Annotated in this window: 13 protein-coding genes and 1 tRNA gene; 6 read left to right on the top strand and 8 right to left on the bottom strand. The window is 71.8% G+C overall.

What is annotated here, in order from left to right:
- The coding region (locus tag ACFWPS_RS38570) for a phosphoenolpyruvate carboxylase (RefSeq protein ID WP_383714366.1) at positions 1-180 on the top strand (180 nt) is incomplete at its 5' end.
- Positions 181-261: 81 nt separating this feature from the next.
- On the opposite strand, the gene ACFWPS_RS38565 is transcribed toward ACFWPS_RS38570, so the two are convergent.
- The 6 genes from ACFWPS_RS38565 to ACFWPS_RS38540 all read right to left on the bottom strand — a co-directional run bounded on the left by ACFWPS_RS38565 (position 262) and on the right by ACFWPS_RS38540 (position 5,120).
- A complete protein-coding gene (locus ACFWPS_RS38565; RefSeq protein ID WP_383714363.1) occupies positions 262-762 on the bottom strand; it encodes a hypothetical protein in 501 nt (166 codons plus the stop codon).
- A 42-nt stretch (positions 763-804) separates the two neighbouring features.
- Entirely contained in the window at positions 805-1,407 is a 603-nt protein-coding gene (gene pth / locus ACFWPS_RS38560) for an aminoacyl-tRNA hydrolase (protein WP_383714361.1), read from the bottom strand.
- Between the two features lie 153 nt (positions 1,408-1,560).
- Positions 1,561-2,154 (bottom strand): 50S ribosomal protein L25/general stress protein Ctc, encoded by a 594-nt coding sequence (locus tag ACFWPS_RS38555; RefSeq protein WP_383714358.1) that lies wholly within the window; start codon positions 2,152-2,154, stop codon positions 1,561-1,563.
- 205 nt (positions 2,155-2,359) lie between these two features.
- The gene (locus ACFWPS_RS38550) at positions 2,360-3,340 is read right to left on the bottom strand and encodes a ribose-phosphate diphosphokinase (protein WP_383714355.1); all 981 of its coding nucleotides are present in this window, start codon (positions 3,338-3,340) and stop codon (positions 2,360-2,362) included.
- Positions 3,341-3,481: 141 nt separating this feature from the next.
- Positions 3,482-4,930 (bottom strand): bifunctional UDP-N-acetylglucosamine diphosphorylase/glucosamine-1-phosphate N-acetyltransferase GlmU, encoded by a 1,449-nt coding sequence (gene glmU, locus ACFWPS_RS38545; protein ID WP_383714353.1) that lies wholly within the window; start codon positions 4,928-4,930, stop codon positions 3,482-3,484.
- Between the two features lie 118 nt (positions 4,931-5,048).
- Positions 5,049-5,120: transfer RNA gene (locus ACFWPS_RS38540), tRNA-Gln, on the bottom strand.
- Positions 5,121-5,508: 388 nt separating this feature from the next.
- On the opposite strand from ACFWPS_RS38540, the gene ACFWPS_RS38535 reads away from it, so the two are divergent.
- Positions 5,509-6,852, top strand: coding sequence for a sensor histidine kinase (locus ACFWPS_RS38535; protein ID WP_383714351.1), 1,344 nt, complete (start codon positions 5,509-5,511; stop codon positions 6,850-6,852).
- Between the two features lie 23 nt (positions 6,853-6,875).
- On the opposite strand, the gene ACFWPS_RS38530 is transcribed toward ACFWPS_RS38535, so the two are convergent.
- Together ACFWPS_RS38530 and ACFWPS_RS38525 are read right to left on the bottom strand one after the other, a co-directional pair.
- Positions 6,876-7,409 carry an SUKH-3 domain-containing protein gene (locus ACFWPS_RS38530; RefSeq protein ID WP_383714348.1) on the bottom strand — a complete coding sequence of 178 codons (534 nt, stop codon included), beginning with the start codon at positions 7,407-7,409 and terminating at the stop codon, positions 6,876-6,878.
- 83 nt (positions 7,410-7,492) lie between these two features.
- Positions 7,493-8,029, bottom strand: coding sequence for a YwqJ-related putative deaminase (locus ACFWPS_RS38525; protein WP_383714345.1), 537 nt, complete (start codon positions 8,027-8,029; stop codon positions 7,493-7,495).
- A 298-nt stretch (positions 8,030-8,327) separates the two neighbouring features.
- Between ACFWPS_RS38525 and ACFWPS_RS38520 the strand changes: the two genes are divergently transcribed.
- The 4 genes from ACFWPS_RS38520 (at position 8,328) to ACFWPS_RS38505 (ending at position 13,872) form a co-directional block, all read left to right on the top strand.
- Complete coding sequence (locus ACFWPS_RS38520; RefSeq protein WP_383714343.1) at positions 8,328-9,314, top strand: HNH endonuclease; 987 nt, start codon at positions 8,328-8,330, stop codon at positions 9,312-9,314.
- 8 nt (positions 9,315-9,322) lie between these two features.
- Positions 9,323-12,181, top strand: coding sequence for an SUKH-4 family immunity protein (locus ACFWPS_RS38515; protein WP_383714341.1), 2,859 nt, complete (start codon positions 9,323-9,325; stop codon positions 12,179-12,181).
- Between the two features lie 103 nt (positions 12,182-12,284).
- Positions 12,285-13,223, top strand: a complete 939-nt coding sequence (locus ACFWPS_RS38510) for an RNA polymerase subunit sigma-70 (RefSeq protein ID WP_383714338.1) — start codon at positions 12,285-12,287, stop codon at positions 13,221-13,223.
- A 91-nt stretch (positions 13,224-13,314) separates the two neighbouring features.
- Positions 13,315-13,872 (top strand): dihydrofolate reductase family protein, encoded by a 558-nt coding sequence (locus tag ACFWPS_RS38505; protein WP_383714335.1) that lies wholly within the window; start codon positions 13,315-13,317, stop codon positions 13,870-13,872.
- Positions 13,873-13,990 lie beyond the last annotated feature (118 nt).

The following is a 13,990-nucleotide window of genomic DNA, read 5'->3' as shown; positions in this document are numbered from 1 at the left end:
CTCAAGCAGACCTTCACCATCCGCGACGCCTACCTCGACCCCATCTCCTACCTCCAGGTCACCCTCCTCAAGCGCCAACGCGACGCCGCCGCAGCAGGAGAACCCGCCGACCCACTCCTCGCCCGCGCCCTGCTCCTCACCGTCAACGGCGTGGCGGCCGGCCTGCGCAACACCGGCTGACGGCCCTCGGACACGACGGTGCCCCGGGGGCGTACGCCCCGGGGCACCAGTCGTCTCACTCGGTCATTTCACTCGGACGTCTCACTGCAACGCGGCGAACGCCGCCGTGAGCAGCGCGATCCCCGAACCCCCCAGCAGCCACGCCACCCGCGTCAGCCGCAGCCCCCCGGCCACCACCACCGACGCCAGCAGCAGCGCACCGCCGAGCGGTACCCAGGCGTACAGGATCCCCGAGGGACCCGACCGCACCACATCACTGGTACCGGGCTTCACGATCACGTCGTACGTCTGCCCCTTGCGCATCGCGACCGACTTGTCGACGACGACGCTCGCGCGCTTGGACGCACCGGCCGAGACGGGCGTGAACGGCCCCGTGCAGGTGTCGTCACCGCACGCCGTCACCTTGACGGTGCCCTGTTCCTTGCCCTTCGTCAGCATCACGTCCTGCGCGGTGCCCCAGGACCCCCACACCCCGGCGACCAGGATCAGCACGGCGACCGCGCCCATCGAGGCGACACGCAGCGCGTTGACCGGGGCCGTACGGGAGGAAGCGGCGGAGGCAGCAGGCATGGCCGGGATCATTGGCCATGTCCCTACGGCCGGTCAACTGCCGTGGGGGACAAGTCAGGAGTTGTACGAGCTTTGTGCCCGCTCCAGCCCCTCGGTGACCAGTGCCTCCACCGCGTCGGCGGCCCGGTCCACGAAGTAGTCCAGTTCCTTGCGCTCGGCCGAGGAGAAGTCCTTCAGCACGAAGTCGGCGACCTGCATACGACCCGGAGGACGCCCGATCCCGAACCGCACCCGGTGGTAGTCCGCCCCCATGGCCTTCGTCATCGACTTCAGCCCGTTGTGCCCGTTGTCGCCGCCGCCCAGCTTCAGACGGAGGACGCCGTAGTCGATGTCCAGTTCGTCATGGATCGCCACGATGTTGGCGACCGGCACCTTGTAGAAGTCGCGTAGCGCGTTGACGGGGCCGCCGGAGAGATTCATGAACGACATCGGCTTCGCCAGGATCACCCGCCGACTCGCGGGCCCCGGCGCCCCGAGCCGTCCCTCCACGACCTGCGCCTGCGCCTTCCCGGCCCGCTTGAACTTCCCCCCGATCCGCCCGGCGAGCAACTCCACGACCATGAACCCGACGTTGTGCCGGTTCATCGCATACTCGGGCCCGGGATTGCCGAGCCCGACGATCAGCCAGGGGGCGTTGGCGGGGGTGGTCACGTCCATGTCTCCTCACACATGCCACAGCCGCCGCTCCGCTGAAAGGAGCGGCGGCTGGAGCTTAACTCTGCTGTGGGCAATCGTTCCGCAGGGCGGAACGGGTGGGCACAGCCACCAGCGCCGGGTGCCTATGAAGCAGACGGCACCTGAACCGACGGCTCAGGCCTCGGCCGCTTCCTCGGCCGCGGCCTCGCCCGCGGCGGACTCCTCCGCCTGCGCGGCCAGGACCTGGAGGACGACCGCGTCCCCGTCGACGGCCAGGGTCGAGCCGGACGGCAGGGTGATGTCCTTGGCGAGGACGGAGGCACCGGCCTCCAGGCCCTCGATCGAGACGGTGACGGACTCGGGGATGTGGGTGGCCTCGGCCTCGACCGGCAGCGCGTTGAGCACGTGCTCCAGCAGGTTGCCACCGGCGGCCAGCTCGCCCTCGGTGTGCACCGGGATCTCGACCGTGACCTTCTCGCCGCGCTTGACCAGCAGCAGGTCGACGTGCTCCAGGTAGCCCTTGATCGGGTCGCGCACGACGGACTTCGGGATCGCCAGCTCGTTCGACTTGCCGTCGATGTCCAGGGAGATCAGGACGTTCGGCGTACGCAGCGCGAGCAGCAGGTCGTGGCCCGGCAGGGTCAGGTGGAGCGGGTCCGAACCGTGGCCGTACAGGACACCGGGGACCTTGCTGTCACGGCGGATGCGGCGCGCGGCGCCCTTGCCGAACTCGCTGCGCGTCTCGGCGGAAATCTTTACCTCGGACATGGTGATCACTCCTCGTAGAGGTAGATACGGACGTGGTCACCCGGCCACGAACGGCCTGCTACGAAGAGCGCGTCGATAACGGACCGCCGACACCTGCGCGAACAGGTACGGCCTCCCTCGCCGAGCAACTGCAGCAGTCTACTCGGAGGGGAGGCCGTACCCAAAAGGATCTTCAGCGGCACCTAAAGGGGCCGGTGCAGAAACCTCACTGCTCGTCGAAGAGGCTCGTCACCGAACCGTCCTCGAACACTTCACGCACCGCACTCGCGATGGTCGGCGCGATCGACAGCACCGTGATCTTGTCCAGATCCCGGCTCAGCTCACCCGGCGTCGGCAGCGTGTTCGTCAGCACGAACTCGCTCACCCGCGAGTTCTTCAGCCGGTCCGCCGCCGGACCCGACAGCACACCGTGCGTCGCCGTCACGATGACGTCCTCCGCACCGTGCGCGAACAGCGCGTCCGCCGCCGCACAGATCGTGCCACCCGTGTCGATCATGTCGTCGACCAGGACACAGACGCGCCCCTTGACCTCACCCACGACCTCGTGGACGGTCACCTGGTTCGCCACGTCCTTGTCGCGCCGCTTGTGCACGATGGCGAGGGGCGCACCGAGCCGGTCGCACCAGCGGTCGGCCACCCGCACCCGGCCGGCGTCCGGGGACACGATCGTCAGCTTGTCCTTGTCCACCTTCGAGCCCACGTAGTCCGCGAGCAGCGGCAGCGCGAACAGGTGGTCCACCGGACCGTCGAAGAAGCCCTGGATCTGGTCAGTGTGCAGATCCACGGTCAGGATCCGGTCCGCACCCGCCGTCTTCATCAGGTCCGCGATCAGCCGTGCCGAGATCGGTTCACGACCGCGGTGCTTCTTGTCCTGCCGCGCGTAACCGTAGAAGGGCACGATCACCGTGACGGACCGCGCCGACGCACGCTTCAGGGCGTCGATCATGATCAGTTGTTCCATGATCCACTGGTTGATCGGAGCCGTGTGGCTCTGGATCACGAAGCAGTCGGCACCGCGCGCCGACTCCTGGTAGCGGACGTAGATCTCGCCGTTCGCGAAGTCGAAGGCCTTCGTCGGGACGACCCCGACACCCAGCTGGTGGGCGACCTCCTCGGCAAGCTCGGGGTGGGCGCGGCCGGAGAAGAACATCATCTTCTTCTCGCCGGTCGTCTTGAACCCGGTCACAGCACTGTCTCCTCAGAGGTGTCTCAGCCGTACAGCTGGATCTCCAGCGCCCTGTGTGCCGGGCGCGGGAGGCCGAATCAGCTGGTTAGGTGCGGGTGTGCACTTATCACGGTACGACGTCTTCGGCGCACCTGTTTCCGGTCAGTCCTCACTCGCGCCCCGCCGGGAAGCCGCCTCGGCGGCCGTCGCCGCCGGACTCCCCGGACGCTTCCGGGCCACCCAACCCTCGATATTCCGCTGCTGACCGCGGGCCACGGCCAGCGAACCGGGCGGCACATCCTTCGTGATCACGGACCCGGCAGCGGTGTACGCACCGTCCCCGATCGTGACAGGCGCCACAAACATGTTGTCCGAACCCGTCTTGCAGTGCGACCCGACGGTGGTGTGGTGCTTGCTTTCCCCGTCGTAGTTCACGAACACGCTCGCCGCACCGATGTTCGAGTACTCGCCGATCGTCGCGTCACCGACATACGAGAGATGCGGAACCTTCGTCCCCTCCCCGATCGACGCGTTCTTCGTCTCCACGTACGTACCGATCTTGCCCTTCGCCCCCAGCCGGGTCCCCGGCCGCAGATAGGCGTACGGTCCCACAGACGCGTCCGCGCCGACATGGGCGGAATCGGACACCGTGTTGTTCACCCGCGCCCCGGCACCGACCCGGGTGTCCTTCAGCCGGCTGTTCGGACCGACCTCGGCACCCTGCGCCAGATGCGTCGAACCGAGCAGCTGCGTCCCCGGGTGGACGACGGCGTCCTGCTCGAAGGTCACCGTCACGTCCACCCACGTCGTCGCCGGGTCCACGACGGTCACGCCGTCCAGCATCGCCCGCTCCAGCAGCCGGTCGTTGAGGATGCGGCGCGCCTCCGCCAGCTGCACCCGGTTGTTGATCCCGGCGATCTCCCGGTGGTCGCCGGCGACCGAGGCCCCCACCCGGTGCCCGGCCTCCCGCAGGATCCCGAGCACGTCGGTCAGGTACTCCTCGCCCTGGCTGTTGTCCGTCCGCACCTTCCCCAGCGCGTCCGCCAGCAGCCGGCCGTCGAACGCGAACACCCCGGAGTTGATCTCCCGGATCGCCCGCTGTGCCTCGGAGGCGTCCTTGTGCTCCACGATGGCCGTCACCTCACCGGAGGCGGCGTCGCGCACGATACGGCCGTAACCGGTCGCGTCCGGCACCTCGGCGGTCAGCACGGTCACCGCGTTGCCGTCGCCGTGATGCGTCCCGGCGAGCCGCTTCAAGGTCTCCCCGGTCAGCAGCGGGGTGTCCCCGCAGACCACCACAACGGTTCCGTCGACCGCCCCGCCCAGCTCCTCCAGCGCCATCCGCACGGCGTGCCCGGTGCCGTCCTGCCGCTCCTGCACGGCGGTACGGACGGCGGCGTCGACCTCTCCGAGATGCGCGGCGACCTGCTCGCGCGCGTGCCCTACGACGACGACCAGGTTCTCGGGGTCCAACTCACGGGAGGCGGCGAGCACATGACCCACCAGGGAACGGCCGCAGATCTCATGCAGGACCTTCGGTGTGGCCGACTTCATACGGGTGCCCTCACCCGCTGCGAGAACGACGACGGCTGCCGGGCGAATGGCGCTCACGGAGTTGCCCTTCGGCTTTTTGGATGGGTGGGGGTGACATCCGCAGGATACCGGGGCGTTTCGTGGGGGACATGGGAGCGGGCCCTGACGGAGCTGTCAGGGCCCGAACCGGATAGGGCTCCCCCGCCAGGACTCGAACCCGGACAAATGGCACCAAAAGCCACGGTGCTGCCAATTACACCACGGGGGAAAATTCTCGACTGAACCGGACATTTGAATCAGGTCGCCGAGCGGCGCCTCCTACTATGCCGTACCAGGCGCCTTCCGTGCGACGGTACAAGTGGTCTGCGCTTCTTCTGTTCCGGTGACGGTTTCCGGCCGGGCAACTCCCCGGCGGGTGTCACGGCTTCCCGCTTCGTCGCCGCGCGTTCGCGATCTCGAAATCCCGGTAATTGCTGCATGGATGCGCCATTCACATACCGTCCGGGCGGAATGCTCTGTTCCGGGTTCGAACGTGCGTGGTTCGGCGGTTCGGGGGATACCAGGGGGTTTCGGTGTTGTTCGGTTACGGAGTGTGGTGTAGGTGAGTAGACGAAACTCACCGGAAAAGCCCACCCTCGCGCCCGTAGGCTGGAGGCATGACCACGACGGGGGCAGACCACGCGACGGCCTTGACCGGGCCGTGGTGGTGGTCGCGGTGGCGTAGTGCGGTTCTGGACGTGGGGCTCGCACTGGTGTCGGCGCTGGAGTGCGCCGCGGAGGGGATTCCGTTCGCGCGGGACGCGGGGATCCCGGTGTCGGCGGGGATCGTGTTCGGTTTGCTGGCCGGTTCCGTACTGGTGCTGCGCCGGAAGTGGCCGATCGCCGTGGTGCTGGTCGCGATCGCGATCACGCCGGCCCAGATGGGCTTCCTGATGGGCATCGTCGGCCTCTACACCCTCGCCGCGGCGGAGTTGCCGCGCCGGATCATCGTGGCGCTGGCGGGGATGTCCCTGGTCGGGACGATGATCGTGACCTTCGTGCGGGTGAAGCAGGACATGGCGCGGGGGGATCTGACGCTGGGGGACTGGTTCGTCCCCTTCGCGGCCGTGACCACGTCACTCGGGCTGACCGCTCCGCCGATGCTGCTGGGGCTCTACGTGGGGCAGCGGCGGCGGCTGATGGAGAGCCTGCGGGAGCGGGCGGACAGCCTGGAGCGGGAGCTTCAGCTGCTCGCGGAGCGGGCGGAGGAGCGTGCGGAGTGGGCGCGGGGCGAGGAGCGGACGCGGATCGCGCGGGAGATGCATGACGTGGTCGCGCACCGGGTGTCGTTGATGGTGGTGCACGCGGCGGCGTTGCAGGCGGTGGCCCGGAAGGATCCGGAGAAGGCGGTGCGGAACGCGGCGCTGGTGGGGGACATGGGGCGCCAGGCGTTGACGGAGCTGCGGGAGATGCTGGGGGTGCTGCGTTCGGGGGAGGCCGCCCAGCGGCGAACGGTTCCCGCGCCCGGACCGGCACCGGTTTCGGCTTCGGTGCCGGCCTCGGTGCCGTTGGCCGCGGTGGGGGTGGCGGCCGCGGCGGCTGCTTCGCGGGTGGCGGAGGAGGAGGGCCCGTGGCTGTCGGAGCTTGAGGTGCTGATCGGGCAGTCGGCGGCGGCCGGCATGGTGGTTGATCTGTCGGTCGAGGGCGCCGCGCGCTCGTATGCCGCGGTGATCGAGCAGACGGCGTTCCGGGTGGTGCAGGAGGCCCTGACGAACGTCCACAAGCACGCGGCGGGCGCGAAGACGCATGTGCGGCTGGCGCACCGGGTGGCGGAGATCGCGATGCAGGTGGAGAACGAGCCGCCGCCGGAGCCGGCCTCGGCGGCGTCGGTGGGGTTGCCGTCGGGTGGGAACGGTCTGGTGGGGATGCGTGAGCGGGTGCTGGGGCTGGGCGGGGTGTTCGTGTCGGGGCCGACCGATGCCGGGGGTTTCCGGGTGTCGGCGGTGATTCCGGCGGCCTGACCCGCCGGTTACGACTGGGCCGGTTACGACTGGGTCGTGAGGCGTTGGGGTTCGACGCCCGCGATGAGGGCGGTCAGGGCGTGGTCGATGTCGGGGCCGAGGTACCAGTCGCCGGTGTGGTCGAGGGTGTAGACACGGCCCTCGGCGTCGATGGCGAGGAGTGAGTGGGTGTCGGTCTCCGCGCCGAGGGGGCAGACCTCGGTGTCGAGGGCGCGGCCGAGGTCGCCGAGGGTGCGGGCGAGGTGGAGGCCGTGCAGGGGGTCGATGTGGAGGGTGGCGGGGGCGATCTGGCGGCCGGTGCCGGCGGGGCTGACGTGCAGACCGCCGAACTCGGCCCAGGCCTCCACCGCGGCGGGAAAGACGGCGTGCCGGTGCCCGGCGGGTGAGGCGTGGTCGCGCAGTGCGTCGGCCCAGACCTCGGCCTGCTTTATGTCCCAGCGTCCGGGCTGCCAGCCGGCGGCGCGCAGGGCCGCGTCGACGGGCGCGGAGAAGCGCGAGGGGGGTCCCCCGGGTCGGGCGAGGCCGAGACTGGGGGATGAGGTGCGGTCGGCGTGCATCTGCCCTTCGATCGTCCTGGTTCGTGTGTGCGGGTGCGGGTGCGGTGCTCTGTGTCTGTTGTCCGTGTGCGTGGGGGTGTGCGTCAGGCGTCGGTGGTGGGGTCGACGACGCGGACGCCGAAGTGGGCGGTGAGGGCGGCGCAGGCCCGGCAGGGGGCCGCGAAGCTGCCGTGCAGGGGGTCGCCGTCCTCGCGTATGCGGCGGGCGGTGAGTTTGGCCTGCTTGAGGGCTTTGCGGGCTTCGCCGTTGGTCATGGGTTTGCGCAGGGCGCGTTTGCTGCGGGCGGCGTCGGCCACGCTGATGTGGCGTGAGACGAGGATGGCTTCGGCGCAGCGGCCGGTGAAGCGGTCGCGTTGTCCGCTGGGGAGGGTGTCGAGGAACTCCTGGACCAGCGGGTGCAGCGGGGGCGGCTGGTCGCCGCGGGCGGCGGTGCCGGTGAGGGTGGCGCCGCGGACGGAGAGGGCGGCGGCGACGGTGGGCAGGATGCCGTCGCGGCGGTGCTGGAGGGTGGGCGCGGGAGGTATTTCGCTGCTGCTCCAGCCGATGCGGGGGTCGCCGTCGAGGGCGCCGTGGGTGGCGCCGGACATGGCGGTATGCGGTCCTGTCTGTGTGGCGTTCATGATCGTCTTCCCCTCCCGGGCATCCCCCCGAAAGTCACAGACTGCCAAATCCGGTGGCGGGTGCGGTAGCTGGGGCGGTGCGACACGCCCGGGTTTGGGCAGGCTGTCACGGCGGGGTGACGGCTGGTCACGGAACCGGAGGGCCGATGACCGGGGTTCGTGTACCGCATAGGCTGTCGGCACCGCGATGGGCGCGGTCGACGCGTCTGGGACGTGGGAGAGACAGCCGGATACGGGCCGTGGCGCGCCGCAGAGGTGTGGTGTCGGCTCGTACAGAGTGCCGCAGGGGGCAACCGTCATGACGACAGGTCGGCTCGGGCAGCAAGCCGCGCCGCCGAACGTGGCCTATGCCGGGCAGGTCGTGCATTTCCCGGATCCGGTCCGGGCGGCACGTCACCCGAGAGGGGTACGGATCGACGAGCGTGGCTACCCCGACTTCTCGCCCTACGCGCGCGCGGCGGCGGAGATCGCCGATCCGCCGGAGGGTTTCGGGGTCGACGAGTTGCGGTTGACGGACTTCGTGTCCGCGAACGCGGTGCTGTCGGCTTCGGGTCATGAACTGTGGGACACGGTGCCGGCGGTGGCGACGCCGCACGGCTGGACGTGGCATCACGTGGTGGGGTCGCGGCGGCTGGAGCTGGTCCCGGTCGAGGTGAAGGCGTTGCTGCGGCATCACGGCGGGGTGGCGACGTCGCGGGTGGACCACGGCAAGCGGGGGACGCGGCCGTTGCAGGAGACGCGTCCGGCGCACTTCGGACTGCCGAAGTCGGGTGTGGCGGTGTCGGAGTCGCAGGTGCAGGGGGTCGAGGAGGACCTCGGGTACCGGCTGCCGGGTGCGTACCGTTCGTTCCTGAAGGCGGCGGGCGGCTGCGCGCCGGTGGGCACGGCTCTGGACGCCGGCCTCGGACTGCTGCTGGACCAGCCGTTCTTCACGGTCCGCGACGAGGCCGCGGTGAACGACCTCGTGTACGTCAACAAGTGCCTGCGCGACCATCTGACCAAGGACTACCTGGGTGTCACCTTCGTGCAGGGCGGTCTGCTCGCGGTGAAGGTGAAGGGCGACCGGCTGGGTTCGGTGTGGTTCTGCGCGTACGACGACGCGCGTGACGTGGATCCGGGATGGTCGCCGGCGGAGCGCGTGGAGCGCCTGCTGCTGCCCTGCGGTGAGGACTTCGACGTGTTCCTGTCGCGGCTGGCGGGGTCCCCGCCGGAGTTGGAGACGGTGGCGAACCTGATGGTCGACGGTGGATTCGCGCGCGCCGCTTCGGTCGGCTCGGGGGAGTGAGGACCGGCATGGTGACGTTCGCGCAGGCGCAGGAGCGCGCGGAAGAGTGGATCAACGGCGATGTGCCGGCGTACCAGCACCGTGAGGTGCGGGTGCGGGAGTTCGGCCTCGGGTTCGTGGTGTGGGGCGAGGACCGCGCGGAGGGTCCGCGGTCGGACGCGGGCGGGCAGCGGCTGGTCATCGCCCGTGACAGCGGTGAGGCCACGCTGTGGCCGGCGCTGCCGGTGGGCGAGGTGATCCGCCGGTACGAGGAGGAGTACGGCCGTGAGGCGGAGATCGCCGACGCGGTGCCGGCGCCTGCGGCCCGGGTGGACCTGAACCAGACGTCGTTCCTGTTGAGCCCCCCGGAGTGGCTCCAGGAGGCGGCGGACAAGCTGGGTATCCAGGATCGGCGCCCGGGGAGTGACGGGGCGTCGGCCGGTGCCGGTGCCGGTGCCGGCTTCGGCTCTGGGGCGGGCTCCGCCGGCCTTGCCGAGACGCAGGCCGGAGTGCCGGCGGCGGCCGCCGGGGCCGGTCCGGCGGGGAACGGTGGTGCCTCCTGGCCGGAGGCCGGCGGGGCGCAGGGTCCGTCGAGTGCGCCGGGCGCGCACAACGTGCCCGCCGGTGGGACTCCTTGGGCCGGTACGGACACGAACGCCGATGCCGGTGAGGACCGTTCCGTTCCGCTGCCCGCGACGGTGTTCGCACCGCCGCTGAGCGATGCCGACGACGGTGCCCTGGGAGATGCCGAGACGGCGCTGATGGCGGGAGGCAGCCAACTGCCCCGCACGGCGGTGTCCCCGGCGCTCGACGACCCGAGTGCGCCGAGTGCGCCGGGTGTGCCGGGTGTGCCGGGCGCGAGTGGTGTGCAGGGCGGTGCGCCGCAGGGCGGCACGCCTCCGCGGCCTCCGCAGGACGCCCCGCCGTACGGCTACCCACAGGGACCGGCGGCCCCGGGTGCGCCCGCGACCCCGCCCGCGCCTTCTTACGGCTATCCGCAGGCGCCGGCCGCTCCGGGCTACGGCTTTCCGCAGGCACCCGCCGGTGCTCCGGCCGGTGCTCCGGGCGCGCCCCGGCCCCCGGCGAATCCGGCGGGCCCGGCCGCTCCGGGGCGGCCTCTCGCGCCCAACGCCAGTGACATAGCGGACGCCGCGACGAGCAAGGCCGCACCTCCGCCGCGCAGGGCGCGTGGCGGGGCCGGTGCGCCGCCGCCACCGCCGGGCGCTCCGGGAGCGCCGGGTGCCCACCCCGGAGGTACGCCTCAGCCGCCCGTGCCGGGTGCGCCGGGTGCGCCGGTGGGCGGGTACGCGCCGACGCAGATGGTGTCGGCGTTGGGGCCCAAGGGGCCTGAAGGTCCGGCGGGTGCGGGTGCGGGTGCGGGTGCGGCGCAGGTGCCGGGCGCGCAGACTCCGCCGGGTGCCCCCAACTCGCCCGGTGCGCCGGGTACTCCGGGTGGCACGCCTCCGGGCGACGTCTATCGCGCGGCCACTATGCTGGTCGACCCGAGCGGGATGGGCGCGGGCGGGATGGGCGCGGGCGCGCAGCAGCCTCCGGGCGCCCCGCGTATGCCTGGCGCTCCGGGTGTGCAAGGCATGCCGGGCGCCCCGGGCGTACCTCCCGCGCCGGGCGCCCCTCAGCCCCCGGGCAGCGCCCCTGGCACGCCTCCCGCGCCCGGTGGCGCGCAGGGCGTTCCCGCTGGTCCGGGCGGCGCGCCGGTGCACCATGCGGAGACCGTGCTGGCCGCGCCTCCGGTGGGCGCTCCGGGTGCCCCCGGTATGCCGCCGGGCGCCGCGCAGATGCCGCCCCCGAGGCCGGCCGGTGCGGTGCCGCCGCCTCCCGGTCAGCCCATGCCCGGTCAGCCCGTGCCCGGGCAGCAGCCGCCGGCTTACGGCTACCCGCCGCCGCAGCAGGGGCAGCCGACGGTCGGGCCGGGTTATCAGGCGGTGCTGCGCTACCGGGCGCAGGACGGCTCGGAGCAGCAGCTGATCCGGCGTTCGGCGCCGGGCACCCCGCACCCGGAGTGGCAGATCTTCCACGAGCTGCGGGCGATGAACGTGCCGCCGGACCAGGTGCTGGAGCTGCACACGGAGCTGGAGTCGTGCGAGCTGCCGGGTGCCTACTGTGCGCGGATGATCCGGGAGCAGTGGCCGCAGGCGCGGCTGGCGAGCATCGCACCGTACGGGACGGACCACGCGAGTCGGCAGCAGGGGATGCGGCAGTTGCTGGCGCATCAGGGCGAGTTGCACCAGGTGGCGGCGGGTCCCGCGCGGCCCGCGCCGGTGCGGGCGCCGTTGCCGCAGGTGCAGGCGGCGCCGCCGGTCCCGCCGGAGGCGATCGCGCAGGAGCTGGCGGCGGCGTTCGGTCCTGGCGTGTTCCGGTTCGAGCAGGCGGCGGTGTCGCGGCAGGGCGTGCCGCCGATCGTGGCGCACACGCTGGTGGCGGCGGGGCTGCCGCTGGACATGGGGCCGTTCTTCTGGGCGCAGGCGCAGCCGGGCCGTCCGGTGCCGACGCTGGCGGAGCTGGCGCAGGAGCGCGGGTTGCAGCCGGCGCCGGACGCGGCGTCGTACCTCGTCATGGGGACCGACTTCGGCAAGGCGGTCTGTGTGCAGTACGGCACCGCGAACATCGTGGCCGTGCCCGTGGAGGCGGGGCCGGGCGGGGCGTCCGTGCCGCCGCAGTTCGTGAACACGGGGCTGCCGGAGTTCGCCCGCTGTCTGGCCCTGCTGGGCCGGATGTGGCGGCTCAGGTTCGGCCTGAACCAGGAGCAGGCGGGCCGCTGGACCGTCGACTTCCAGGCCCAGCTGGCCTCCCTGGACCCGGCGGCGCTCGGTTCGCCGGAGAGCTGGTGGTCGGTGCTGCTGGAGCAGATGTGGGACGGGCTGCTGTAGAGCGGGCGTAGGACGGCCGTACGGGGGCCGGTCGGGTCGGGAGGCCGGACCGGCCCCCACGCGCGCGTGCCCGACTGTCGTACCGCGCGGGCATGATGGGCGGATGGACTTCGAGCCGTACCGGGGCGAGTTGGTGGCGTACTGCTATCGGATGCTGGGCTCGTTCCACGAGGCCGAGGACCTGGTGCAGGAGACCATGCTGCGGGCCTGGAAGGCCCGTGAGCGCTACGACCCGGCGCGGGCCTCCGTGCGGACCTGGCTGTACCGGATCGCGACGAACGTGTGCCTGACGGCGCTCCAGGGGCGCGTGCGGCGGCCGTTGCCGTCGGGGCTCGGGGCGCCCGGTACGGACCCGGAGGCGCCGCTCACGCCCGCGCCGGACGTGCCGTGGCTGGAGCCGTTCCCCGACGCGCGCTTCGATGTGGAGGCGCGCGCGGATCTGCGGCTCGCGCTGGTGGCGGCGCTCCAGCTGCTGCCCGCGCGGCAGCGGGCGGTGCTGGTGCTGCGCGAGGTACTGGAGTTCAGCGCCGCCGAGGTCGCCGACCAGTTGGAGACCTCGGTGCCGGCCGTGAACAGCGCACTCCAGCGGGCGCGCGCCGCGCTCGCGCGGACGGGTGCGGTGGACGAGGTGAGCGAGCCGGACGATCCCGAGGTGCGGGCGGCGGTCCTGAGGTATCAGCAGGCGTTCGAGGCGGCCGACGTGCCCGCGCTGGTGCGGCTGCTCACCGACGACGCGGTGCTGGAGATGCCGCCGCTGCCGCTGTGGTACCGGGGCCGCGGCGACTACGGCCTGTTCATGGAGCGGGTGTTCCGGCTCCGTGGCACCGGCTGGCGCACGCGCTCCCGCACCGCGGGCGGACAGCCCGCGCTCGTCGCGTACGCCCCGGAGCCGGGCGGTGGGCACCGGCTGCACTCCGTGCAGATCCTCACGGTCACCGGCGGCGGCCGGGTCGCGCGCAACGTCGTGTTCACGGACCCGCGCGTGCTGACGGCGTGCGCACCGGCGCAGCCGCCCGCGCCGCTCGCGCCTCCCGCCGGCTGAGGCGGTCGGGAAAGAATTTCCGGGGACGGCGATGAGCCCGCCCGGTGCCGCCGGTATGTACCGGTGACCATCGAGCGAAGGGACAACCGTCATGAGTGTTGTCGTCATCCAGTTCACCACCCTGGACGGGATCGTGTCCGATCCGGACGGTTCCGAGGGCACGCCGTACGGCGGCTGGCTCTTCCGGTTCGGCCGGGAGGAGATCACCGGGGACAGGTTCGGCCTGGGCCGCACCCTGGACGAGGGGGTCGTCCTGCTGGGGCGGTCCACCTGGGAGGCCTTCTCGCGCCTGTGGCCGGGCCGCGACGACCCGTTCTCCGCGCGCCTGAACGCCGCGCCGAAGCTGGTCGCCTCCCGCACCCTGACCGACGTGTCCGCGTGGGCGAACTCCCGTCTCGTCGACGGCGATCTCCTGGACGCCGTCAAGACCGAGCAGCGGGACGTGGTCGTCATGGGCAGCCTCGGTGTCGTCCACGCTCTGGCGGCCGCCGGCCTGGTCGACGAGTACCGGCTGCTGACCTTCCCCACCGTCCTCGGCGCCGGCCGGCCGCTGTTCCCGGCCGGCGGCCCGCCCGCCGAACTGGAGTGCCTGGCGGCGGAACGAGTGGGCGCCCTGGTGCTGACCCGCTACCGCAGGGCGCGCGGCTGAGCGTGCACGCCCCCTGACGTGCTCGTAGTCCCCTGGCGTGGCGTGCGGTGTTTCGAGCACGCCATGCGGAGTGTCGCGTTATGAACACTTACGTCCGATCCATCAAGATGTCCGCGAA

It is taken from the genome of Streptomyces sp. NPDC058457 (assembly GCF_042720695.1).
Taxonomy (GTDB): Bacteria; Actinomycetota; Actinomycetes; order Streptomycetales; family Streptomycetaceae; genus Streptomyces.
Note: the sequence above shows the minus strand (reverse complement) of the source record. Positions and strands in the feature narration are given on the sequence as shown.